The sequence below is a fragment of the Glutamicibacter sp. AOP5-A2-18 genome, assembly GCF_052446055.1.
Lineage (GTDB): Bacteria > Actinomycetota > Actinomycetes > Actinomycetales > Micrococcaceae > Glutamicibacter.
Genome location: NZ_JBQSVW010000001.1, coordinates 1,924,096 through 1,947,255, shown reverse-complemented (window position 1 = coordinate 1,947,255; position 23,160 = coordinate 1,924,096). Strand labels below are relative to the sequence as shown.

Genomic DNA, 23,160 nt, shown 5'->3' with positions numbered 1-23,160 from the left:
AAGGCCATGACTATTATCGCTAACGCCCCGACAGGCACCCAGCGCAGCGTCTTGGACGCTCTGGAAGCCGAATCCATTCACATCATCCGCGAAGTACTTGCCGAATTTGAGAAGCCAGGTCTGCTCTTCTCCGGCGGCAAGGACTCCGTTGTAGTCCTGCACCTGTTGGCTAAGGCCGTGGCACCACTGCGCGTGCCAATCCCAGTGGTACACATCGACACCGGCCACAACTTTGACGAGGTCCTGAGCTTCCGTGACTCCGTCGTGGAAAAGTACGGACTGAACCTCGTGGTTGGTTCCGTTCAGGAATACATCGACCGCGGTGAGCTCACCGAACTGCCAGACGGTACCCGTAACCGCCTGCAGACTCGTGTTCTGCTGGACACCATTGAAAACAACGGCTTTGACGTTGTCTTCGGCGGCGCACGCCGTGACGAAGACAAGGCCCGCGCCAAGGAACGCATCCTCTCGCTGCGCGATGAATTTGGTGTGTGGGATCCACGTAATCAGCGCCCAGAAATCTGGAGCCTCTACAACGGACGTCACGAGCCGGACTGGCACGTACGCGCGTTCCCGATCTCCAACTGGACCGAACGCGACATCTGGGCCTACATCGAGCGCGAAAATATTGAACTGCCTCCGATCTACTTTGCCCACAACCGCGAAGTTTTTGAACGCGATGGCATGTGGCGTGCGCTGACCCCGGTCAGTCAACCCAACGAAGATGAGCCAGTGATCCTCAAGCAGGTTCGTTACCGCACCGTTGGTGACGCTAGCTGCACCGGTGCGGTGCTCTCCGCAGCTGACACCGTTGGCAAGGTGCTGGACGAATTGGCCATCGCCACCGTGACTGAACGCGGCGCTACCCGTGCCGATGATCGCATTTCCGCCGCGGGTATGGAAGACCGCAAGACCGAAGGGTACTTCTAAAATGACGACCACACTATTGCGCATCGCCACCGCTGGTTCGGTGGACGACGGCAAATCAACTTTGGTTGGCCGCCTGCTTCACGACGCCAAGGCAATTCTTGCTGACTCGCTGGATGACATCGCACGTACCAGCGCCGAACGCGGCTTTGGCGGTGCCGACGGAACCCTGGATCTAGCTTTGGTCACCGACGGTTTGCGTGCAGAACGTGAGCAGGGCATCACCATCGATGTTGCCTACCGCTACTTCTCCACCGACAGGCGTTCGTTCATCCTGGCCGACTGCCCGGGCCACGTTCAGTACACCCGTAACACCGTCACCGGTGCGTCCACCGCTGATGCGGCGATCGTTTTGGTTGACGCACGTAATGGCGTATTGGAACAGACCCGTCGCCACCTCGGTGTGCTCGCCTTGCTGCGTGTGCCACGCCTGGTAGTGGCCGTGAACAAGATGGACCTAATCGGTTGGGATGAAAAGGGCTTCGGCGACATTGAAGCTGAAGTACTATCCCTCGCAGCTGAGTTGGGCGTCCAATCCACCACCGTTATTCCAGTCTCTGCACTACAGGGCGATAACGTGGTTGAGCCTTCGCAGGCAGCTAGCTGGTACACCGGACCAACCCTGCTCGGTCTGCTGGAAGACATCGAACCAAAGCTTAACGGCGGCGTTGCACGACTGGACGTACAGTACGTGATCCGTCCGCAGGGTGCACTTGCTCCAGGGCTAGATCCAGAACAGTACCGCGATTACCGTGGCTACGCGGGCACCTTGGTAGATGGCGTCCTGAATGTGGGGGACACCGTAAAGGTGCTCTCCAACGGTCATCCTGTCACCAGCCGGGTGAAGGGGATCAGTACCCCAGCAGGCGAATCCACGCAGGCTCAGGCCGGCGACGCAATTGTTGTTGAACTTGATTCCAACCTGGACATTGCTCGAGGCGACACGATCGTGGCCGGTGAGCTGCCAACCCCACAGCGCGAATTCCAAGCGAATATCTGCGTCTTGGATCCGGTGAAGCTAACCAACGGCCAACGCCTGCTGATCAAGCACGGTACCAAGGTAGCTGCAGCGAAGCTTTCCACCGTTGACTATGTCATCAACGTGGCCGACTACTCGCAGCATCCTGCCGATAGCTTGGAGCTCAATGACCTGGGTCGCATCACCCTGCGTAGCCAGGCAGCATTGGCCATCGAGCAGTATGCAACTTCGCGTACTGGCGGTAGTTTCCTGTTGATTGATCCTACCTCCGGGCGCACCCTGGCTGCGGGGATCATCGAGGAAAACAATGAAGCAGCCTGATCTGCCAGAGCCCGCAGAAAACAAAGACCGCGTACGTTTGACCGCACACAGCGGCAAGACCGGGTACCGTAGCCGGTTCCTAGGCCTAGCCGCTGTGGGGGTCTTGGCAGCCGCAGCTGTTGTGACCACCTTCCTGCCAGGGCCAAATGAGATTCAGGCCAACGCCGCTGATAAAGGCCCGGCCGAAGAACTGAAGATTGGTTACTTCGCTAACTTCACCCACGCGCCAGCGCTCATTTCACAGTCCAAGGGAATTCTCAAAGACCAGCTGGACTCGGACGGCACGAAGATTGAAAGCCAGATCTTCAACGCCGGACCGGCTGCAGTGGAAGCCTTGAATTCCGGGGCTATTGACGCCGCATATTTGGGGCCAAACCCAGCGCTGAACAGTTACCTGTCCAGCCATGGTGAGTCGCTGAATGTGATCTCCGGTGTCGCTTACGGTGGCGCAAGTTTAGTTGTCAACGACAAGATCACCAATCCAGAGCAATTGGCGGGGACTAACCTGGCAAGCCCACAGTTCGGCGGAACCCAGGACGTGGCCCTACGCAATTACGTCAAAGGCCTAAAACTGAGCCAGGATGCCACCGTGACACCAAGCTCGAATGGCACAGTCGCTCAGCTCTTTGGCCGCGGTGAGATTGACGGCGCATGGGTTCCAGAACCTTATGCCTCATTGCTTGTTGAAAAGAACGGCGGTCACCGATTGATGAATGAAGCTGATCTGTGGCCTGAGGGTAAGTTCCCAACCACCGTTCTTGTGGTTTCAAAAGATTTCATGGCAAGCCACCCGGAAACTGTTCAGAAATTGGTGGATGCCAATACTGAAGCAATTGATTGGCTGAACACCGCTGACGACAAGGAAAAGTTGAAGGCAGTGCAAGAAGCGTTGGCCAAGGCCAACGGCAGCACCTTTGATGAAGCGGTTATTGCCGCTGCACTGAAGGAAGTCAACTTTAGTTCTGATCCGCTTCCGGAAACTTACCAAGAGCTGGTTGACCACGCTCTGGCCGTAGGCGTTGGAACCGGCGGAGACGCTGACGGACTGGTTGACACTCGTTTTCTCGACAAACAGGAGCGGTAATGGGAGTTCTGCTAAATGAAGTTTCCCTGAGCTACCCGGGTACCGGGCTGGTTATCGACCGGCTCAGCACAGAAATTGAAGACGGCGAATTTATTGCCGTCCTCGGTGCCTCGGGCTGTGGCAAGTCCTCGTTGCTGAACATGATTGCTGGCCTCCTTGCACCAACCTCGGGCTGGCTCGAAGTTCCCAAAGATGGCGCAGCATTCATGTTCCAGGACGCGAACCTGCTGCCATGGCTCACCGCGAGTGAAAATGTCGATTTGGCGTTAAAGCTTGCCGGACATCCGGCGGACAAACGCGGAGCGCGAGTTGAAGAACTGCTCAAGCTGGTCCAGCTAGGACATGCCAGCAACAAAAAACCGCATGAGCTGTCAGGCGGTATGCGTCAGCGAGTGGCCCTAGCCCGAGCCTTGGCTCAGGACCGACAGGTTCTCTTGATGGATGAGCCATTTGCGGCTCTTGACGCGATAACCCGTGACATGTTGCACGAACAACTGCGCTCGTTGTGGGAACAGACGGGCAAGACCATCATCTTCGTGACTCACAATGTACGCGAAGCGATTCGACTCTCCGGTCGAATTCTGGTGCTCTCCTCCCACCCGGGACGCATCCTGGAAACCCGGCGCATCACCGATGAGCTACGCAATAACCCGACCCAAGCAGCGGCCCTGGCCGATGAACTGACCACGATCCTAAGGAAGGAGCAACGGAAACATGAGCTCAATGACCGAATCTCGAACTAAGTTGAAGCCCGTGCTTGCCCTCAAGCTGCGCCCTAGTGGCCGGCTCGATGCACTGGTTGCTCCGTTGCTTACCGTGGTAGTGCTGGTGAGCCTGTGGCAGATCGTTTCGTGGGTTAGCCCGCTGCGTGAAGACTTGTTCCCAGGTCCAATATCTGTGGCGCAAAAGCTTCCGCAGCTGCTTGCCGACGGTTCGCTTGTATCGGCTGTGGGCAATTCACTCTTCCGCGCAGTGAGCGGATTTGTGATTGCCGTGGTGATCTCAACACCGTTAGCTTTGCTCCTTGCGCACCAGCCATTGCTGCGCAAGGGCGTGGGCCCGTTGGTTTCGGCTATGCAGGTTTTGCCGTCTATCGCGTGGGTGCCAGCAGCCATTATTCTTTTTGGTCTCAGCGACGCAACCATTTACACGGTGCTGTTGCTGGGTGCGATTCCATCGATTATCAATGGCTTGCTTTCGGGCATTGACATGATTCCTTCGCAGTACAAGTCGCTGTCCAAGGTGCTCGGTGCTTCCAAGTGGGAGCACATGCTGCACATTGAGTTACCAGCAGCTATGCCTGGGTACGTAGCTGGTCTACGTCAGGGCTGGGCATTTGCTTGGCGTTCATTGATGGCTGCAGAACTCATTGCCGTTGGTGGTTCGTTGGCCCTGGGCGTTGGCTCATTGCTTCAACGAGGACGCGACTTGGCAGATCTTTCGCTGGTTATGCTTGTGATTCTCACCATCCTGTTGGTTGGTGTACTCATTGAATTGGCCGTCTTCGCTCCTATTGAACGCAAACTATTGCGTGACCGTGGCATGAGCCGTACGGGGGAGAGCAATGGCTAAAGGACATATCACCCTTATTGGTGGTGGCCCGGGAGATCCAGAGCTGATCACCGTAGCCGGATACAAGGCTTTGCTTTCCGCAGATGTTGTTCTGGCAGACCGTTTGGGTCCCACCGCATTGTTGGCAGACCTCTCAGATGATGTTGCCGTCATCGATGTGGGCAAGGGCCCGGGCTGTCACGTGAAGACCCAAGACGAGACCAACGAACTGCTGGTCAAATACGCGCTGGAAGGCAAGCACGTTGTTCGCCTCAAGGGCGGGGACCCATTTGTTTTGGGCCGTGGCGGCGAAGAAGTGCTTTACGCAGCCAAATACGGAATTTCCACTCGCGTGATTCCTGGTGTCACCAGCGCGATTTCGGTGCCGGGTGCTGCAGGAATTCCTGTCACTCACCGGGGGATCGCCACTGGATTCACCGTAGTTAGTGGTCACACTGAACTTGCAGATGTTCCGGTTCGCTCTGATCACACCCTGGCGGTGCTGATGGGCGTATCTAATTTGCCACTAATTGTTGAGACATTGCTTACCCGAGGTTTGCCGTCAAGTACGCCGATTGCGATAGTTGAGCGAGGTTACTCACAGACGCAACGCACAACTATCGGTACGCTAGAAGAGATTGTAGTGCGCGCCCGCAAGGCCGCAGTGGCGAATCCGGCCGTCATCGTTATTGGTGATGTCGTTCGGCTAGCCCCGGAAGCCTCCGACCAACTGGTAGACCTCCTGCCGCTAGAGAACGCCGATGCCACCGAGCCGGCCTCATTCGTTGACTAAGAAAGAGAAGTTGTTTGATGAGTGAAATTATCGTCCCAGAGCACCTAAACTCCCGCGCACTGCGTGTAGCCATTGTTGGCGCCGGTCCTGCTGGCATCTACGCCGCGGACCTGCTGAACAAGAGCCAGCCAGTCGCCTCGGGTGAACTGAAGCTACATGTAGACCTCTTCGATGAGTTGCCTACTCCTTTCGGTCTGATCCGCTACGGTGTGTCCCCGGATCACCCGCGCATCAAGGGCATTATCAACGCTTTGCACAAGGTGCTTAATAATGACTGGATCGATTTCTACGGCAACGTTGGCCTTGGCCGCGACATCAGCCTAGAAGATCTACGAGCACGCTACGACGCCGTGATCATCTCCACCGGCGCCCAGAAGGATGCGGACCTGAATATCCCAGGCATCGACTTCGAAGGATCCTTCGGCGGTGCAGACTTCGTTTCTTGGTACGACGCACACCCAGATGCTGATAAGAACTGGGATCTTTCGGCCAAGGAAGTTGCTGTTATCGGTAACGGCAACGTTGCCTTGGACGTGGCACGTATCCTCTCCAAGCACGCTGACCAGCTGTTGGAAACGGAGATTCCTGAGCACATCTACGAGCAGCTCAATGACTCCGCCGTGACCGACGTGCACGTCTTTGGCCGTCGTGGTCCAGCTCAGGTGAAATTCACCCCACTGGAATTGCGCGAACTTTCGCACTCCAAGGATGTAGACATCGTCCTTTACCCAGAGGACTTTGAGTTCGACAAGGCTTCGGATGAAGCTATGAAGAGCAACAACCAGACCAAGACCATGGTCTCCACCTTGACCAACTGGCTCATTGAGCAGGAGGAACGTGAAGAGGAACCAAGCGCTTCACGTCGCCTGCACCTGCACTTCTTGCAGTCCCCAGTTGAGGTTCTCGGCGAAGACGGCAAGGTTACCGGTCTGAAGGTAGAGCGCAACGAACTTGATGGAAACGGCGGCGCCCGCGGCACCGGCGAGTTTGTTGACTACCCACTTAAGGCTATCTACCGTGCAGTTGGTTACTTCGGCTCCGCAGTTGAAGAAATCGAATACGACGGCGCCAAGGGTGTTCTTCCAAACGTGGAAGGCCGCGTTCTTGACGCAGCAGGTACCCATGTAACTGGCCTGTACGCTACCGGTTGGATCAAGCGTGGACCTATCGGCCTGATCGGTCACACTAAGGGCGACGCTCTTGAGACCATCACCCACCTGCTTGAAGATTTGGGCAACCTGGCTCAGCCAGAGTCGACAGAGTCGATTTCTGAGCTGCTTGAAAGCCGCGAAGTTGCTTACTCGGATTGGGACGGCTGGAAGACCTTGGATGAGCACGAGAAGGACCTGGGCGCGTCCGCAGGCACCGTCTCCACTCGCTTCGGTGACATCACCCGTGACCGCGTGAAGGTTGTAGAGCGTGAAGAGCTCTTGGAAATCTCCCGCGCAAAAAAATTAGCTGAGAGTCTGTAAGCTTTACCCCAGACTCTGGTGCTCAATGGCGGTGGCCGCTAGCAAGAAATTGCTAGCAGTCACCGCCATTGGTGTATTTGCCTACGTTCGTGAGTTACAGCAGCGTCTTCCATAGATAGTCCTCGCCGACTACTGGTATTCCGTAGTCCCGGGCCTTTTTGGCCTTACCCGAAAGCGAGTCAGGGTCAGCGGCAACCAATAACGCTACCTTTTTCGTTATCGCTCTGTGTGGCGTGTATCCAGCGGAACTAAGCTTTGCCTCGATATCCGAGCGCGGTTGACTCATGTCTCCAGTTAAGACGACCAAGGATCCGGGTGCGATTCCTGCGCTCTGGTGTCCAAGCGGAGGACGCTTGTTGGATTCGAACTCAGCTGGCCGATCTCGAACCGAATCGATCAGTGTCTGCGGCAGTCCAAGCAAAGTGATGACCTTTTCGAGATCCTTGATTTCCTCATCGGTGAGAATTCCGTCTGAACAAGCGGTATCAACGAGCTGCTGAAAATAGATTTTGTGCAGTGCCAGAGCACGATCTTTGTCTAATCCGATTTCCTGAGCAGCTTGAATCAATTGCGATTCTTCGTGAGCTGAGAGGTATCGATCCATGAGTGCCAGATCTAGTAGCGCTAGATAGTTTTCTTCTGATCCAGTCCCGAGAAACTCGGGAAGTTCACCCGCCAGCTTCTCGAGAAAATGCTCTGTGGGTTTCTTGGAAGTCGATTGGCGAATCACGGGAACGATTCGATTTTGGGGTTCTGAAGAAAACCAGGCAGCGGCCGATGCAAATTGTAGTTTGGTGTCCCATTCGCGTTCGTCAGGATCTAGTTCCATGTAACGAGCCAGTAGCACCGCGGTAGCTGCGGCGTCACCTGCAGCGCTGTGGGAGTTTTGCAGTTCGATGCCAAATGAGTCGCAACAGTCCTGCAGAGACCGGCCAGCGCCCTGCAAATATCGATGCGACATTCGCATGGTGCAAATACCCTGGTCTAGAAAATCAACTGGAACAGGTACGGAAGTATTTCGGAATTCCGTTTCAAGGAATCGAGCGTCAAACGAAAGGTTGTGAGCGACTAGAACCGTACCGGAGAGCCTCCAATGGAGTTCTTCCGCGACTTGTTGGAAGGTCGGAGCGGCCAGTATGTCGCGACTCTGGATTCCATGAATTGATTGTTTGCCAAGGTCGCGCTGGGGATTTATCAGCGTTTCCCATCGTTCAACGATCTCTCCCGACCGAGTCATGGTGACAATCGAAATTTCGGCGATGCGATCGTTGCCTCCGGGAAAGAGCCCTGTGGTCTCTGTATCTACAATCGAGAATAATGCGTTGTTCAATTTTGCCCCTCCGGAGAACGCTGTTGCCTCAATTTATAGCAGGGACACACCCCAGTATGGGAAGAAAACGTCTCAGGAAAGACAACAGCTCAGGCACTAAGTGCCTGAGCTGTTTCAATAGTCGCTTTTCCTTGGTTACCGTCTAGCTCGCAACCGCAGCCTTTTCGATGGTTTTGTCTTCGGTCACGTTACGGCGAAGCATGATGAACAGCAGGATCATGCCCGCAGTGATTGACATGTGGCCTAGACCCGCGATGCCAGAGATCATGGCAGATGATTCAATTCCTAGCACGGTCATGATGCCGTGGGTTAGCTGCATGCCGGCGGTCAGAACAACACCGACGTTGTAGGTACCCATGAACCATGCAAACATCTTGCGGTGCTTGCTCAGCGTGAACGCCTTTTCCAAAAGTAGGACCAACAGGAGCATCATGAAGCCGAGTATCAGCAAGTGTGTGTGCACTACCGAGAGCTGGGTTGCCTGGCCTTCGGGGAAGTGATTGATTTTGGTGAATTCGCGGTAGAACAATCCTGAAGCGACGCCGAGGATCATGTAGATGAAGGAGAAGTTGACGAGCTTACGCATTGATTTCACTTTCTTTGAGAGCTGATGAATATGCAGTAGCTTCTGCAGAGGACGATGATTTGCCGAATATTGGTCGCTTGGCTGAACCCAATACGGAGAAGAGCGCTGGGAGCAATAGCGTTCGGACAACAAAGGTGTCGAGTAAGACGCCAAGTCCGACAATCAAGCCCAGCTGACCCAGCACGGTGAGCGGCAAGGTAGCCAACGCTGCGAAGACTCCCGCCAGAACCAAGCCTGCGCTGGTGATCACTGACCCGGTGCGGCTTGCTGCCTGCACTACTGCTTTGCGGAGTTCAAGGTCTTGAGCGTCTTGTTGGACCCGATGAGTGAAGAAGATCGTGTAGTCCACACCCAACGCCACCAAGAAGACGAAGGCGAGGAGTGGAACCTGAACGTCCAGGGCCTTGGCGTCAAAGACGAGTGAGGAAACCAGTGAGCCTAACCCAACGGCAGCGGCGGCACTGAGCAGGTTTACCAACCCTAGTGCTAAGGCTGTACGCCATGAACGGGTAAGCCATCCGAGCATGACCAAACAGATGATCATGATCAATGGGGCAATCACATACAAATCACGCAAGTGCATTTGATGTGAGTTCAATTGCGCAGCGGTTTGTCCGCCAATGAGTACTTGCTCTTGATCTGCGGTAAGCGTGCGAAGCTCGGTCACTAGCTCCTTCGCCGGAGCTGAGTTTGGATCAACTTCGGGAATGACGGAAATCTGCTGCCAGTCCGAGGTTCCTACCTGCGTTGCAGCGCCCACACGCTTCACGTTCTCTACTCCAGCGAACTGACTGTTCAGCGCATCAACTTGATCTGCATGAGCAAGGACCGTAATTGGTTGGGCTTCGCCGGCCGGGAAATGAGCCGAGAGTTGTTCCATCGCAGTAGCCGACTGTGTTGGCGTACGGAATTGTTCCGTCTGCGACAAACCGATTCGAGTTCCGGCCAGCGCGCTAGCAAGTACCAGCAAGAGAACTACCAAGGCAGTCAGGTTCAGTCCGGGACGAAGCATTACTACTCGTGCTGCACGTCCGAAGAAATTCTCTTTTTTGATTTCTGTTCCGGGGCGAGGGATCAATGGCCAGAAGGCTTTGCGTCCGCTCATTGCAAGTACGGGAGGCAGAAGTAATAGGACAAAGATTGCAGCGATCAATAGTCCGGCCGCGCAGACAATACCTAGTCCACGAGTGTCGTCCATGACGGCTAGGCCGAGGGTCAATAGCGCAAGGACGACGGTGAGGTTTGAAGTCAGGATGGCTACGAGGCTGGAAGTCCATGCCTTGCTCAGTGCCTGGCGATGGTCGTCGGTCTTGTGCAGTTCGTCGCGGTAGCGCGAGATCAACAACAGAGCGTAGTTGGTACCTGCACCGAAGACTAGGACACTGAGCACGCCCGAGTCGAAGCTTAAGCCCCAGAGGTTGCCCAACAGATTAGCTACCAGCGAGGCGCTACGGTCGGCTATGCCTACAACGGCTAGCGGAAGCAACCACAGCACAGGCGAACGGTAGGTGAGGATGAGCAGCACAGCAACGATGCTTACGGTGACTGCCAGCAAGGTGAAATCGGCCCCTGCGAACGCATTGGTGATATCTACTGCGAAGGCGGTGGAACCAGTGACTCGCAGATCAAGACCCTGAACTGGATTTTGTTGAATCCAATCACGGATATCCTGCAGTGTTTGTTTGTCTGCCTCGGTAGACACCGTGCTCCAGGAAAGCGGGAGCATCGCTGCTTGCTCATCATCGCTGAACAAGAAGCGACCACCGGTAACCTTTGCACCCTCGGACAGTGCCTTGCTTTGGCTGTCTAGGGCGCTCTTGTCTTGATTAGTGAGAGCAGAACTATCAGCCTTCGTGGCGACCAATAGGGCGGTGGTGTTGTTGGAGGTGGTGTTCTCATCCAAGATCTGTTGAACCTTGGCCGAGTCTGAGCCGTCTACTAAGGAACTGTCAGAACGGGCTGGAGCTTCAAGACTGCTGAGCGCTCCAAAAAGAATTGCGATACAAACGATTATTGCGCCGACCCAAATGCGGGCGCCGCGGCGGCTGGTCAATGACTGAGCAACCGGAGATATAACTGAAACTTTCATAGTTCCAGTTAACGAGAATTTGCCGTTCGATCCATCGTGGAATGAGCTGAATAAAAGATCAACCGAAAGGTTGAGACGGGCATTGGCGTGTTGTTCTGGCCCAGGGGCGAACTAGAGCAGACCGTGGTCCTTAGCCTTATTGATTGCGTCGGTTCGTGTGGTTGCCTGGAGCTTGTCGAAGATGTGAACCAAATGCGTTTTGACCGTAGCTTCGGAAACAAAGAGCGCTTTGGCGATCTGTTTATTGCCCGCACCGGTAGCGAGTTGTAAAAGCACGTCGCGTTCACGAGCAGTGAGTTCCACTTTGGGTCGGCGCATCCCTTCAACAACACGCAGCGTCATTTCTGGGGCTAGCACCATGTGACCGGCAGTGGCTTGTCGAAGGGACTCGACGATGGTCTGAGCGCTGACGTCTTTGAGCAGATAACCGCAGGCCCCAGCTTCAATACAAGCTAATATCTCTGAATCTTTATCAAAGGTCGTCAAGATCAATACTTGCGGAGCCTTGGGAAGTTTACGGATGGCAGCGGTAGTTTGTGCACCATTCATGCCGGCGCCTAAACGCAGGTCGCACAGCACCACATCAACCGCCGTGTCTTTGACGAAGCCCACGGCTTGCTCGCCGGTGGAGACCTCGCCGACAACGTGGATATCCGCATAATTATCAAACAATGCGCGAAGGCCAGTGCGAACAATCGGGTGGTCATCAACGAGCAGGATCTTGATCATGAGTTGTCCTTTGCAAAGTGCAGTGGAAGGTGAGCGCAGAGGGCAGTACCCTCGCCAATGGCGCTCTCTACGTCCAATCCTCCGCCAAGTTCATTAAGCCGACGGTTCATGGCGGTCAGCCCGAAGCCAACTACGGGCGTATTGTGTTGCAGTTTGCCAGTCGGTGGGGTGAAGCCGCGCCCATCATCGACGATGTCTAGGCGTACTTCGTCGTCACTGTAGCTCAAGCTGAGCACCACAGTGGTGGCCTGTGCATGGCGTCGAACGTTGGACAGGGCTGACTGCGCGGTACGAAGCAGGGCAATCTGCAGGCTTGGATCGAGCAGGGGTAAACCAGGCTCAATATCTACTCTGCTCTTCACCCCGGAATCTGTTGCGAAGTCATCAAGGATGCGGGAGAGGGCTCCGGCGAGCGCTTGGGAATCAAGTTCTGCTGGAGCCAGCGCGGCGATGATTCTGCGGAGGTCTGTCAGGGACTGCCCGGAGAGATGGTCGATCCGTTCCAAAGCCTCGTTGGCAGCATCGAGGTTGCTTGCAGCGCTTGCGGCTTTTGCATGTAACCCGATAGAGGAAAGCTGCTGAGCAATGGTGTCATGGATTTCTCGGGCCAGCCGAGTACGCTCGGCTGCTATGCCTGCTTCATGCTGCGAACGGGCCAGCTCCTCTTGTAAGGCTGATGTCTCTTCTTGAGCACGCATCAGGGAGTTGACCAATGAGGTGCGCTCCTGCGCATCGCGTTCCATCTGTAAGTAACCACGCGAGATGCCCCAAGCGAAAAGGCCACCGACCAGTGGGCCCGCCGCCGCGGCAACGCTGAGTTCCCCGTGGTGTAGAAAGGGTGCGATCAATGTGAATGCGTAGACCACAACGGACCACAGTATGGACGGTACAAATGGAAGCTGGTGTCCCAGCAGGAGCCAGAGGCTAAAAGCTAGCCACATGAATTCTGCAGAGACAAACAGGCTGACTATCCAAATTGTCAGGAGGATTGCTAACCACCAAGCGGGCCTGTTGATGATCTTGTTGTTGGTTAATGGAATGAACCCCATGGCGTACCAGCAAGCAAAAAGTACCGAGACCAGGACGGCCGCCCAAAGATGCTCTGGCGTTGAGACTTGTCGCAGCATCGCAATCACCAGCAGTATGGCCGTGACTAGATGCTGACCCCACAACAGCACCCTTGGCGATGCCAAGGAATGCTGCTGGATCTCTAGGTCCAGTCGTTGTGGCTCATTAGTACTCATGAATGCCAGCCTACTAAAGCTGTGGCTGACTACTGGTCTGTGAGCACTACCAACTGGGCAGTTGCCCGGGTCATCGAAACGTACCGCCGAACTGCGCCCGATAGACCGGTGCCAAAGTTTTCGGGTTTGTAGACAGCCACAAAATCGAATTCAAGGCCCTTGGCATTTTCTGGCGAAAGCGAGCTAACCCGGTTGGATGCAATGTAGGCAGGGTGGCCGATAACAGCTGCTGTACCTTCTGGATGATTGGCCAGCCATTGCTCAAGAATCGACGTCAGCTGTGTTGGGCTGGCGAAGCGAACCGACTCTCCATCAGATCTCAGGGAGTCAGGAACGTTGGCATCGGGCATCTGACTGTGTATCTGCGTGGCAGCAACTTCCATGATTTGTGCGGTGCTACGGTAATTCACCCGTAGCTGCGAGACCGTGGCATCTCTGATCCCGAGATGACTCAGGCGTTCCTCCCACGAACCGGTGAAGCCTCTTGATGCCTGGGCCCGATCTCCAACAATCGTTAAACTGCCCGAGGGGCATCGGCGCAAGATCATAGCCCACTGGACGTCAGTCAGATCTTGTGCTTCATCAATCACGACATGTGAGTAGGGTCCATCGAAAATTTCCGTTTCGGAGTCGGCTTCAAGATGTTGGTTCAGTAGTTGCTCTTGAAGATCTTCGTGGATCAATTGAGAACTCAAGTCCTCTTTATCGTCAGCGGACTGCACTAAATCACTGATCACACTTTTCCACTGTTGACGTTCTGCCCGCACCGTCGCTTCACGGCGCTGCCGCTTTGATTCGTTGGCGGGATCACCGATCAGCGAGCGAGACAAGTCGATCAGCGGAATATCGGCATTGGTCCACGAACGTGTTGAGGGAGCGGCGAGTAACTTCTTGATGTCGTCATCGCCCAGCTCTACACCGCTATAGCGCAGCAGCGCTGGTGTCGTATACAGGCTGCGCAACAGATTCATTGGATCTAGTAGTGGCCAGTACTCATTGAGGTGGGCAGCGAGGTCGGTATTTCTTTCGAGCTCATGGCGCAGGGTCTGGTGCAATGATGCTTCGCTGGCTAGGTGTGGCAGAAGCAGTTCAATCAGTGCCTCGCGTAGTTGAACTCTTGCTTCGTTATGAGGCGTAGCGGAGTCAACCATCGATACCGCGTTGCGCCACAGCTCAGGCGAAAGAGTAACTTGGCCGTCAGTGAGTTGAATTTCCAAGCTGGTATTCGGAGGTAATTGGAAAACCTTCACCGCTCTCTGGACAGTATTGAGCATCGAGGTACTGGCCTTGATACGAATGATGTCCGGGTCTGTCTCGGCAAGCACCTCACCCTCAATCGAAACTATGTTCGAAAGCGTTGAGATTTGTACTTCCTCCTCGCCAAGGTTGGGCAGGATATCGGAGACGTAGGCTGAATAGGCTTCGTGTGGACTGACAACCAAAATCTTGCCGCCTTGGCTGCGCAAGCGCGGATCCGCATAGAGCAAATAAGCCGCCCGGTGAAGAGCGACTACGGTTTTCCCGGTTCCGGGCCCACCATCAACTACCAGTGCACCTTTCGAGCTGGCGCGAATGATTGCGTCTTGATCCGTCTGAATGGTTGAGAGGACATCTTGCATCTTTGATGTCCGAGTGCTTGAGAGCGAAGCGAGGAAGGATGAGCGATCATCTAGTTTTTGATGCTCGGACAGTAGCGATGAATCAAACACTTCATCCCAAAAATCGGTGATGACCTGACGGCGCCACCGATAACGCCGGCGTAGAGATAAGCCACAAGGATTTTCATGTGTCGCTGCGAAAAATGGTTCTGCAGCCGGTGCGCGCCAATCGAGCATCAGTTGCTTGCCTACGGCATCGCTTAGCCCAACGCGGCCGATGTACTGGCGCTCGCCGGTAGTCGTGTTTTGCATGAACCCCAGGCAGGCAATGGGCCCCATGCGGTCAAGCTGGCGAAGCCTTTGACCTAACTCGTTGAGCTCAATGTCGCGTTCTAGGGATTGTTGCAAGTTGCCGGCGTGGTCTTTCCCGCGACGGGCGATGCGCTGCACGGTTTCGTTGCGCAGTTCTTCTACGCGTGTGGCGATCTCATCTAAGCGTTGCTGATCTTCGTCGAGGGCGGTGAAAGGTTCGGTGTCGGATGATTTTTCGGAAATCTCAAAGTAGCTGATGCTCATGGCTCTTTCTGGCACGGTGACTCCCGGATGTGGGTGATGCTCAAAGGGGAAGTTATTGATTATGAATCATGGGTAGGGCCTTGCGGCAAGGCCCCCTCAACGCGCTATTCTGAAAATGTAGGAAGTGGCGCAATGGGTTTTACTAGCTATTGGTTGTGAGCCTTAACTCACTTCACGCCATGGTGATCAGGGGAATTTTCACCACAACAATGACACGGTAGGATAGAACTACTCAGGTATTGATCCGGCTATCACCGGGGAGCCTTCGGAAGAACGGCGGTACTGGCTTGCCAGCACCACCTAGTAGAACCGAACGGGACCAGCCCGTCATAGCTGATGACAAGTGGTTCTTCACCAGTAGGTGAGGAATAAGCGGGGTGGTACCGCGGCATTTCTGCCGTCCTCGTAGGCAAGGAATTATCGACCCTACGCTTGAAGGACGGCCCATTCGATGAGCTTTTACCCGAAGGTCACCACTGACCCAACCGGTTCGACCCCGGCTTCACCGCGATTCCCAGAACTTGAGAAGCGCGTCCTCGAATACTGGAAGAACGACGACACTTTCCAGGCTTCCATTGATCAGCGTGAGGGTGAAGAATTCGTCTTCTACGATGGCCCTCCGTTCGCCAATGGTCTGCCACACTACGGCCACCTACTTACCGGCTACGTCAAAGACCTTGTAGCTCGCTACCAGACCCAGCGGGGCAAGCGCGTTGAGCGTCGCTTCGGTTGGGATACCCACGGCCTGCCAGCCGAGCTGGAAGCCATGAAGCAGCTGGGCATGACGGACAAGAAGCAGATCGAAGCCATGGGCATCGATAAGTTCAACGATGCCTGCCGCACCTCGGTGATGAAGTACGCCGACGAGTGGAAGCAGTACGTCAACCGCCAGGCTCGCTGGGTAGATTTTGAGAACGACTACAAGACCCTGAACGTTGAGTTCATGGAGTCGGTTATCTGGGCTTTCAAGCAGCTCTCGGACAAGGGCTTGACCTATCAGGGCTTCCGCGTGCTCCCGTACTGCTGGAAGGACGAAACCCCACTGTCCAACCACGAGTTGCGTATGGACGACGACGTTTACAAGAACCGTCAGGACCAGACCGTCACCGTTGGTTTCACCATCCTTGCCGGCGAAACCGAAGCCTCCAAGGCTCTTGCTGGTGTGCAGGCACTGGCCTGGACGACCACCCCGTGGACCCTGCCAACCAACGCCGCACTGGCAGTGCACCCATCGATCGAATATGTTGTCGTTCCAGCAGGCGAAGCTGGAGTTAAGGCTTCAGCCGCCGCGGGCCCATTCCTGCTGGCCAAGGACCTTTTGGGCTCCTACGCCAAGGACCTGGGCTATGAGGATGCCAAGGAAGCTGCCGCTGCGATCACCGCCACCTTTGCTGGTGCTGATCTTGCTGGCGTACGCTACCAGCCACTGTGGGATACCTACACCGACACCGAAAAGTACGGCACACAAAACGCATGGCAGATTGTCACCGCCGACTACGTCACCGTAGCTGACGGTACCGGCATCGTTCACCAGGCTCCGGCCTACGGTGAAGATGACCAGAAAGTCTGTGAAGAAAACGGCATCCCTGTCATCATCTCGGTAGATGAAGGGGCCAAGTTCCTCTCCGTCTTTGCCGGCGGCCCGCTGGCTGACATCGTTGGTGTGCAGGTCTTTGACGCCAACAAGACCATCACCAACGTGCTTAAGGATGAAGCCAAGCTGATCAAGCAGGCCTCCTACGAGCACTCCTACCCACACTGCTGGCGTTGCCGTACCCCGCTGATCTACCGTGCGATCTCTTCCTGGTATGTTGAGGTCTCCAAGTTCAAGGACCGCATGGTCGAGCTGAACGAGCAGATCAACTGGATCCCAGGCAACGTGAAGCACGGCCAGTTTGGCAAGTGGCTGGAAAACGCTCGCGACTGGTCCATCTCGCGCAACCGCTACTGGGGTTCACCTATCCCAGTGTGGGAATGCACGGGAGCAGAATGCACCCACCGCGAAGTCTTTGGCTCATTGGATGAACTGAAGAACTTCTTCGGTCGCCTGCCACTGAACCACGAAGGACAGCCAGATCTACACCGCCCATTCATCGATGAGCTGACCAAGGCTCACGAAGGCTGCGCCGAAGGCGGCACCCTGGTGCGCGTAGAAGACGTACTGGATGTCTGGTTCGATTCCGGTTCGATGCCATACGCCCAGGTTCACTACCCATTCAACAACCAAGACTGGTTTGATTCCGGACACCACCCGGCTGACTTCATCGTTGAGTACATCGGTCAGACCCGTGGCTGGTTCTACACCATGCACGTGCTTTCCACCGCGCTCTTTGACCGCCCTGCCTACACCAACGTGATCTCCCACGGCATCGTGTTGGGCTCAGACGGTCAAAAGATGTCCAAGTCCTTGCGCAACTACCCGGATGTTAACGAGGTCCTAGACCGCGATGGCTCCGATGCGATGCGCTGGTTCCTGATGGCTAGCCCAATCCTGCGCGGCGGCAACCTCGTTGTCACCGAACAGGGCATCCGTGATGGCGTGCGTCAGGTACTGCTGCCACTGTGGAATGTTTGGCACTTCTTCAACCTCTACACCAACTCCGCGAACAACGGGGCCGGCTACGAGGCTAAGCGCTCAACCAGCTCCACCGACCCGCTGGATCAGTACATGCTCGCCGCGACCGGCCAGCTCGTTCGTGATGTCACTGTTGCTCTGGACACTTACGAAGTCTCTGACGCCACCGAAGCTGTACGCCAGTACATGGATACCTTGACCAACTGGTACGTACGCCGAAGCCGCCAGCGTTTCTTCGATGAAGATACCCAGGCCTTCGACACCCTGTACACCGCACTGGAAACCTTGGTGAAGGTCACCGCTTCGCTGCTGCCTCTGGCCAGCGAAGAGATCTACCGCGGACTGACCGGTCAGCGTTCGGTGCACATGACCGATTGGCCAGATGCCAACGAGTTCCCAACGGATGCCAGCTCGCTGGAAACCATGGAAACCACTCGCAGGATCTGCTCGGTAGGCTCCTCACTACGTAAGGCTAAAAACCTGCGTGTGCGTTTGCCACTGGCAGAACTGAAGATCGTATTGGCTGGCGCTGCACGTTTGGACGGTACCTACGCTTCGATCATCAAGGATGAACTGAACCTGAAAGCCGTGACCTTGATCGACGCTGAAGGTGTCGACGCAGCTAGCTACGGCATCAGCCAGCAGCTGGTAGTCAACGCTCGTGCCGCCGGTCCACGCTTGGGCAAGAATGTGCAGCAGGCCATCAAGGGCGCCAAGTCCGGTGACTGGTCAGTGACCGATGGCGTGGTGACCGCTGGCGGTCTGGAACTTGTTGAAGGTGAATACACCTTGGATACCGTCGTAGATGCAGAAGGCGATATCGCTGCCGCAGTGATCGACGGCGGCTTCTTGGTATTGGACACCGAGGTGACCGAGGCGCTGGCTGCTGAAGGCACCGCACGTGACATGGTTCGTTCCATCCAGTCTGCCCGTAAGGATGCAGATCTGCAGGTTTCGGATCGCATCCAGACGGTGATCACTGCTAACGCGGCCACCATCGCAGCGCTAGAAGCTAACCGCGAATTGATCTCCGGTGAAACTCTCACCGCGCAGCTTGAATTGCGTGTTGATGAAAACGCCAAGGCTGAAAGCGTAAGCGTACAGAAGCTCGACACCACCACAGCAGAGGCTAACTAGTGAGCGAACTAAATCGGGTTTACGGCCAGTTGCTGGCCCGTGCTCCAGAAAACAAGATGGAACCTCGGATGGATCCGATGTTCCGTGCCATGGAGTTCCTGGGCGAACCAAACAAGTCTTGCCCGGTCATTCACATCACCGGTACCAACGGCAAAACCTCGACTGCACGCATGATCGAGTCACTGCTCGGTGCCCATGACCTGCGCACCGGGCGGTATTCCTCGCCGCACCTAATTTCCGTCACCGAGCGAATCAGCATTGACGGGGATCCTGTTGATGATGAAACTTTCGTTCGCGTCTGGGACGAGATCTTGCCCTTCATCGAACTTGTTGATGCTGAGCTTGTCGAGCGCGGCGAAAACAAGCTGACCTACTTTGAAGCGGTCACCATCTTGGCCTTTGCCATCTTTGCTGAGGTACCAGTGGACGTTGTGGTGCTAGAGGTTGGATTGGGCGGCATCACCGATGCCACCAATGTTGCCGATGGCGATGTCTCGGTTTTCACCCCTATCTCGCTGGATCACACCGACCTGCTGGGGGACACCACCGAGCTGATTGCTGAAGAGAAGGTGGGGATCCTCAAGCCAGGCGGATACCTAGTTTCTACGGTGCAGCCTACCGATGCCGCTGACGTATTGCTTGCCCGTGCGCGTGAGCTGGAAGTTCCTGCAGCTTTTGACAGCTTGGACTTCAAGCTTTTGGAGCGTAAGTCTGGTGTGGGTGGACAGCTAATTTCCATTCAGGGACAGGCTGCTCGTTACGATGAGATCTTCCTGCCACTGCTTGGTGCCCACCAGGCACAGAACGCAACCGTGGCCCTTGCTGCTGTTGAGGCGTTCCTTGGGGGAGGCCAGCGCGAGCTGAACGCGGATCTAGTGCGTCAAGGCTTTGCCGCGACCTCCAGTCCGGGTCGCCTTGAATTGGTACGTAGCGCACCAAGCATCTTGGTAGATGCTGGACACAATCCTGAGGGAATTCGCGTTTCTGCAGATGCAATCAAGGAATCATACGGGTTCACCCGACTGGTACTCATGGTTGGCATCCTGCAGGAAAAGGACGCAGAAGCAATGCTCTACACCATGCGTGAAGAGTACGGCGATATGGTTGAGGACCTTTGCATCACCCAGTCTTCCTCGCCTCGTGCCATCCCAGCCGGTGAGCTGGCCACCCTAGCCATGAACGCTGGATGGCCTGAAGAAGACATCCACGTCACTGAAGATCTTGAAGATGCCGTGGAATGGTCGGTGGGTCGCGCTGAAGCTGGAGAAGATCTCGGCGGCGGCGTCTTGGTCACCGGTTCGATTACACTGGTGGGCGAGATTTCATTGTTGCTCAAGGGAAGTGAATCGTAATGGCCAAACTCACCCGTGCACAGCGCGAGTGGCGTCCTGGTATGAAAAAGAAGCAACGTTCTACAAAAACGATGTTTGCTTCCACCGTGTTGGTCTGTGAAGCCCTGCTGGCAGTATTTGTCACCTTGGCTGCATTTGGTCTCAAGCGTGGGGGAGAACCTGCTGTGGTGCTCGGCCTTGGCGCCGTCATCGCGTTACTGTGCATTCTTAACTGTGCGTTACTCGGAAAGAAGATCGGATTCATCATCGGATGGGTCTTGCAGTTGGTCTTTTTCCTCAGCGGATTTATCTTGGTCGATATGTTCTACCTCGCCGCGGCCTTCGCCTTGTGCTGGTGGTACGCCCTATCCAAGGGTGAAGAAATTGACGCTGAGAATCGACGTCGCGCCGCAGCCCAAGAAGCTTGGGACCAAGCGCACCCCGAACAAGCCTAATAACCTAGAAATACATCAACGATACGAAGAGGTAGTCAAATGACTGAACGTACACTGATCTTGGTCAAGCCAGATGGCGTCAAGCGCGCCCTGACCGGACAGATCCTTGCCCGCATTGAAGCCAAGGGCTACACCATTGTGAAGCTGCAGCAGCTGGAAGCTACTCGCGAGCTTTTGGCCGAGCACTACGCAGAGCACGAAGGCAAGCCATTCTACGAGCCACTGGTTGAGTTCATGCTCTCCGGTCCTGTTGTAGCCATCGTTGCTGAAGGACAGGGCGTAATTCCTGGCTTCCGTTCGCTAGCTGGCACCACCGATCCAACCGCCGCAGCACCTGGCACCATCCGTGGCGACTTCGGCCGCGACTGGGGCCTGAAGGTTCAGCAGAACCTCGTGCACGGTTCGGACTCCGTTGAGTCAGCAGAACGCGAAATTGGTATCTGGTTCGGCAAGTAAGCTGAACATGAGAAATCCCGGCAGATCGATGATCTGCCGGGATTTTTTGCCTTGGCGAATTTCTAGAGCCAATCGTCGAGGCTCTCAACGCTTGGAGGGGCAGTGCTGCCGCCTTGATCTAACTGTTGCTCCTCAGGTATTCCAATCATCACGACCTGATGATGCTCGGCCAAGGAGTCGGCTAGATGCGGGAAGTCATCATCTGTATTCCCTTTCTCAAAATTCAACATACACAATCCTTCCAGTGGCTCTTGCCGCGTTATCCCGAAGCTGACTGAATCTGGATCAGGAACTGCAATACCGTGGTTTAAGTGAAGCATCCTGGGATGGAAAGCCTCCCTCACATAAGTCACATTAAACACAAAGCCTAGTCTCGTGACAACGATACTCAGGGAAGAAAATGACTACCAGCGTGATTAGTTGACGTTTTGCGGAACAAATCGACCCAGTCAAGAACAGGGTAAAGAAAAGCGGCTCTTCACAAATGAGGGTGTAAAACCTTCCTAAATCCACCGGTCTCCAACAATGACCGTGCGACATAGTGCGTCAAATTTCGGAACCCCAAAGCGATACCCCGCAAATGCTCCAACCGCCCATTCAACGCCTCAGTAGGACCGTTCGAACAGCCAACATGGTCAAAATACGCCAGAATATCGCTCTTCCTACGCCGCAGAGTTCCACCGAGCTTCTTCAACTCCGGCAAACCCTTGGGCACCTTCGTTCCTATCTCCTCAATCAACTGCCCCATAGCCCACCGACCGACTTCTGGTTTCGATTGCCGGTACGCATCAACCATCTTCTGATAAACACTCCACACCAGTTCAACCGGCTCATACTCAGGTTTCTTGAACAACGCTTCAACCTTGGCTTTCTGCTTCTCCGTAGCCAATGACAGCCCGGTAGTCAGGGTCCGCCGGCACTGATACAGCGGATCATCTTTGCGCCCTCGATGACCGTGCTGCACCCGTTGAACCCGCTGCCTTGTCTGGTCCAACGCGTCAGATCCGAGCTTGACCACATGAAAAGGATCCAAAACTTCCACGGCTTGAGGTAGCTCTTCAGCGGCAGCGGTTTTGAAGCCTGTGAAACCATCCATCGCGACGACCTCAACAGTGTTTTTCCATGCTTCATCGCGTTCAGCAAGCCAGGTCTTAAACACGGCCTTGGAACGGCCGGGAATCATGTCTAATAAACGGGATGCTCCGGTGTCTTCCATGACGGGCGTGAGGTCCACGATGACCGTTACGTATTTATCCCCGTCGCGGGTATGACGCCACACGTGTTCGTCAACGCCAAGGACTTTGACCCCGTCAAAGCGGGTGGAATCATTGATCAGTAACCGTTGACCCTCGGCCAACACCGCGTCATTGGCGGTATTCCACGAAACGCCTAATCCTTCAGCAATCCGTGAGATTGAAAGGTGTTGGGTGACCAGGCCATAGAGCGCCCAACGCAAACCAGTTTTACTGATTTTCTGTCGTGGTGATACAGCTTGGGTGAGGTCTTCACGCCAGACATGGTGGCATTGCGTGCACCGGTACCTGCGGTGACGGATAGCTAGGGCGGTGGGCCGCCAGCTGAACGGTGCGTGCGCGATACGTCTGATGACGGTATCGCGTGGTATTCCTTGGGCTCCGCAGGATTGGCACCATGGGTTTGGGGTGGTGACTTCGCAGAGAATCTCAGCCCTGGCTGAGGTTATGTGTTGAGCGATAGCCGTTAGTCCTAGACTGTCGAGGCCGGTGAAAGTCGTCAGATCCGCTGGGGAATAGATAGAATGGTGCACAGTCGAGGTCTTTCAAGAATCGTTAGTGTGGTAACTTCCATTCTCGTGAAGGCCTCGACTTTTTATTGATTTATGACATGCCTGTGAGCTGTGGTGTTGGGTTTAGGTATCTACACTCTGAATTCGGAAGAGCCAGAAAAG

19 protein-coding genes are annotated in these 23,160 nt (G+C 55.3%); 11 read left to right on the top strand and 8 right to left on the bottom strand.

What is annotated here, in order from left to right:
• Positions 1 to 6: 6 nt before the first annotated feature.
• From cysD to ACT3RW_RS09220, 7 genes are read left to right on the top strand one after another with little or no spacing between them, the layout of a single operon-like run.
• A complete protein-coding gene (gene cysD / locus ACT3RW_RS09250; RefSeq protein WP_444613552.1) occupies positions 7 to 930 on the top strand; it encodes a sulfate adenylyltransferase subunit CysD in 924 nt (307 codons plus the stop codon).
• A 1-nt stretch (position 931) separates the two neighbouring features.
• A complete protein-coding gene (locus ACT3RW_RS09245; RefSeq protein WP_444613551.1) occupies positions 932 to 2,227 on the top strand; it encodes a sulfate adenylyltransferase subunit 1 in 1,296 nt (431 codons plus the stop codon).
• A complete protein-coding gene (locus ACT3RW_RS09240) occupies positions 2,214 to 3,311 on the top strand; it encodes an ABC transporter substrate-binding protein (protein WP_444613550.1) in 1,098 nt (365 codons plus the stop codon). Before ACT3RW_RS09245 ends, ACT3RW_RS09240 begins: the two co-directional genes overlap by 14 nt.
• Complete coding sequence (locus tag ACT3RW_RS09235) at positions 3,311 to 4,054, top strand: ABC transporter ATP-binding protein (protein ID WP_131088366.1); 744 nt, start codon at positions 3,311 to 3,313, stop codon at positions 4,052 to 4,054. Before ACT3RW_RS09240 ends, ACT3RW_RS09235 begins: the two co-directional genes overlap by 1 nt.
• Positions 4,026 to 4,883 carry an ABC transporter permease gene (locus ACT3RW_RS09230; protein WP_131088365.1) on the top strand — a complete coding sequence of 286 codons (858 nt, stop codon included), beginning with the start codon at positions 4,026 to 4,028 and terminating at the stop codon, positions 4,881 to 4,883. The genes ACT3RW_RS09235 and ACT3RW_RS09230 overlap by 29 nt, the downstream gene beginning before the upstream one ends.
• Positions 4,876 to 5,655, top strand: a complete 780-nt coding sequence (cobA, locus tag ACT3RW_RS09225; protein ID WP_131088364.1) for a uroporphyrinogen-III C-methyltransferase — start codon at positions 4,876 to 4,878, stop codon at positions 5,653 to 5,655. Before ACT3RW_RS09230 ends, cobA begins: the two co-directional genes overlap by 8 nt.
• A gap of 17 nt (positions 5,656 to 5,672) precedes the next feature.
• A complete protein-coding gene (locus ACT3RW_RS09220) occupies positions 5,673 to 7,127 on the top strand; it encodes an FAD-dependent oxidoreductase (protein ID WP_444613549.1) in 1,455 nt (484 codons plus the stop codon).
• Between the two features lie 94 nt (positions 7,128 to 7,221).
• Here ACT3RW_RS09220 and ACT3RW_RS09215 read toward each other — a convergent pair whose 3' ends face one another.
• The 6 genes from ACT3RW_RS09215 to helR form a co-directional block, all read right to left on the bottom strand.
• A complete protein-coding gene (locus tag ACT3RW_RS09215; RefSeq protein WP_444613548.1) occupies positions 7,222 to 8,457 on the bottom strand; it encodes an exonuclease domain-containing protein in 1,236 nt (411 codons plus the stop codon).
• Positions 8,458 to 8,599: 142 nt separating this feature from the next.
• Positions 8,600 to 9,043, bottom strand: a complete 444-nt coding sequence (locus ACT3RW_RS09210) for a DUF2871 domain-containing protein (RefSeq protein ID WP_131088362.1) — start codon at positions 9,041 to 9,043, stop codon at positions 8,600 to 8,602.
• Positions 9,036 to 11,132, bottom strand: a complete 2,097-nt coding sequence (locus tag ACT3RW_RS09205) for an MMPL family transporter (RefSeq protein WP_444613547.1) — start codon at positions 11,130 to 11,132, stop codon at positions 9,036 to 9,038. The genes ACT3RW_RS09210 and ACT3RW_RS09205 overlap by 8 nt, the downstream gene beginning before the upstream one ends.
• Positions 11,133 to 11,243: 111 nt before the next feature.
• On the bottom strand, positions 11,244 to 11,861 hold the full coding sequence (locus ACT3RW_RS09200) for a response regulator (protein WP_444613546.1): 618 nt from the start codon (positions 11,859 to 11,861) through the stop codon (positions 11,244 to 11,246).
• Positions 11,858 to 13,105 carry a histidine kinase gene (locus ACT3RW_RS09195; RefSeq protein ID WP_444613545.1) on the bottom strand — a complete coding sequence of 416 codons (1,248 nt, stop codon included), beginning with the start codon at positions 13,103 to 13,105 and terminating at the stop codon, positions 11,858 to 11,860. Before ACT3RW_RS09195 ends, ACT3RW_RS09200 begins: the two co-directional genes overlap by 4 nt.
• Positions 13,106 to 13,134: 29 nt before the next feature.
• Positions 13,135 to 15,279 (bottom strand): RNA polymerase recycling motor ATPase HelR, encoded by a 2,145-nt coding sequence (helR, locus tag ACT3RW_RS09190; RefSeq protein ID WP_444613544.1) that lies wholly within the window; start codon positions 15,277 to 15,279, stop codon positions 13,135 to 13,137.
• Between the two features lie 451 nt (positions 15,280 to 15,730).
• On the opposite strand from helR, the gene ileS reads away from it, so the two are divergent.
• Genes ileS through ndk form a run of 4 tightly spaced genes read left to right on the top strand, consistent with a single transcriptional unit; the run spans position 15,731 to position 21,233 of the window.
• Positions 15,731 to 18,991 (top strand): isoleucine--tRNA ligase, encoded by a 3,261-nt coding sequence (ileS, locus tag ACT3RW_RS09185; protein WP_262197593.1) that lies wholly within the window; start codon positions 15,731 to 15,733, stop codon positions 18,989 to 18,991.
• A gap of 56 nt (positions 18,992 to 19,047) precedes the next feature.
• Positions 19,048 to 20,343, top strand: coding sequence for a bifunctional folylpolyglutamate synthase/dihydrofolate synthase (locus ACT3RW_RS09180; protein ID WP_444614632.1), 1,296 nt, complete (start codon positions 19,048 to 19,050; stop codon positions 20,341 to 20,343).
• Entirely contained in the window at positions 20,343 to 20,777 is a 435-nt protein-coding gene (locus ACT3RW_RS09175; RefSeq protein ID WP_131088356.1) for a DUF4233 domain-containing protein, read from the top strand. Before ACT3RW_RS09180 ends, ACT3RW_RS09175 begins: the two co-directional genes overlap by 1 nt.
• A gap of 39 nt (positions 20,778 to 20,816) precedes the next feature.
• Entirely contained in the window at positions 20,817 to 21,233 is a 417-nt protein-coding gene (gene ndk, locus ACT3RW_RS09170; protein ID WP_131088355.1) for a nucleoside-diphosphate kinase, read from the top strand.
• A gap of 62 nt (positions 21,234 to 21,295) precedes the next feature.
• On the opposite strand, the gene ACT3RW_RS09165 is transcribed toward ndk, so the two are convergent.
• Entirely contained in the window at positions 21,296 to 21,463 is a 168-nt protein-coding gene (locus ACT3RW_RS09165) for a hypothetical protein (protein WP_444613543.1), read from the bottom strand.
• 248 nt (positions 21,464 to 21,711) lie between these two features.
• Positions 21,712 to 23,019: an ISL3 family transposase gene (locus ACT3RW_RS09160; RefSeq protein ID WP_441665189.1), complete on the bottom strand. Its 1,308-nt coding sequence runs from the start codon at positions 23,017 to 23,019 to the stop codon at positions 21,712 to 21,714.
• Positions 23,020 to 23,160 lie beyond the last annotated feature (141 nt).

Excerpts from the sequence above, each read along its gene's own strand:
- ACT3RW_RS09195 (WP_444613545.1), bottom strand. The coding sequence starts at position 13,105 with ATGAGTACTAATGAGCCACAACGACTGGACCTAGAGATCCAGCAGCAT.
- ileS (WP_262197593.1), top strand. The coding sequence starts at position 15,731 with ATGAGCTTTTACCCGAAGGTCACCACTGACCCAACCGGTTCGACCCCG.
- ndk (WP_131088355.1), top strand. The coding sequence starts at position 20,817 with ATGACTGAACGTACACTGATCTTGGTCAAGCCAGATGGCGTCAAGCGC.
- ACT3RW_RS09235 (WP_131088366.1), top strand. The coding sequence starts at position 3,311 with ATGGGAGTTCTGCTAAATGAAGTTTCCCTGAGCTACCCGGGTACCGGG.
- cobA (WP_131088364.1), top strand. The coding sequence starts at position 4,876 with ATGGCTAAAGGACATATCACCCTTATTGGTGGTGGCCCGGGAGATCCA.
- ACT3RW_RS09205 (WP_444613547.1), bottom strand. The coding sequence starts at position 11,132 with ATGAAAGTTTCAGTTATATCTCCGGTTGCTCAGTCATTGACCAGCCGC.
- helR (WP_444613544.1), bottom strand. The coding sequence starts at position 15,279 with ATGAGCATCAGCTACTTTGAGATTTCCGAAAAATCATCCGACACCGAA.
- ACT3RW_RS09240 (WP_444613550.1), top strand. The coding sequence starts at position 2,214 with ATGAAGCAGCCTGATCTGCCAGAGCCCGCAGAAAACAAAGACCGCGTA.
- ACT3RW_RS09165 (WP_444613543.1), bottom strand. The coding sequence starts at position 21,463 with ATGTTGAATTTTGAGAAAGGGAATACAGATGATGACTTCCCGCATCTA.
- ACT3RW_RS09245 (WP_444613551.1), top strand. The coding sequence starts at position 932 with ATGACGACCACACTATTGCGCATCGCCACCGCTGGTTCGGTGGACGAC.
- ACT3RW_RS09200 (WP_444613546.1), bottom strand. The coding sequence starts at position 11,861 with ATGATCAAGATCCTGCTCGTTGATGACCACCCGATTGTTCGCACTGGC.
- ACT3RW_RS09220 (WP_444613549.1), top strand. The coding sequence starts at position 5,673 with ATGAGTGAAATTATCGTCCCAGAGCACCTAAACTCCCGCGCACTGCGT.
- ACT3RW_RS09230 (WP_131088365.1), top strand. The coding sequence starts at position 4,026 with ATGAGCTCAATGACCGAATCTCGAACTAAGTTGAAGCCCGTGCTTGCC.
- ACT3RW_RS09175 (WP_131088356.1), top strand. The coding sequence starts at position 20,343 with ATGGCCAAACTCACCCGTGCACAGCGCGAGTGGCGTCCTGGTATGAAA.
- ACT3RW_RS09180 (WP_444614632.1), top strand. The coding sequence starts at position 19,048 with ATGGAACCTCGGATGGATCCGATGTTCCGTGCCATGGAGTTCCTGGGC.
- cysD (WP_444613552.1), top strand. The coding sequence starts at position 7 with ATGACTATTATCGCTAACGCCCCGACAGGCACCCAGCGCAGCGTCTTG.
- ACT3RW_RS09210 (WP_131088362.1), bottom strand. The coding sequence starts at position 9,043 with ATGCGTAAGCTCGTCAACTTCTCCTTCATCTACATGATCCTCGGCGTC.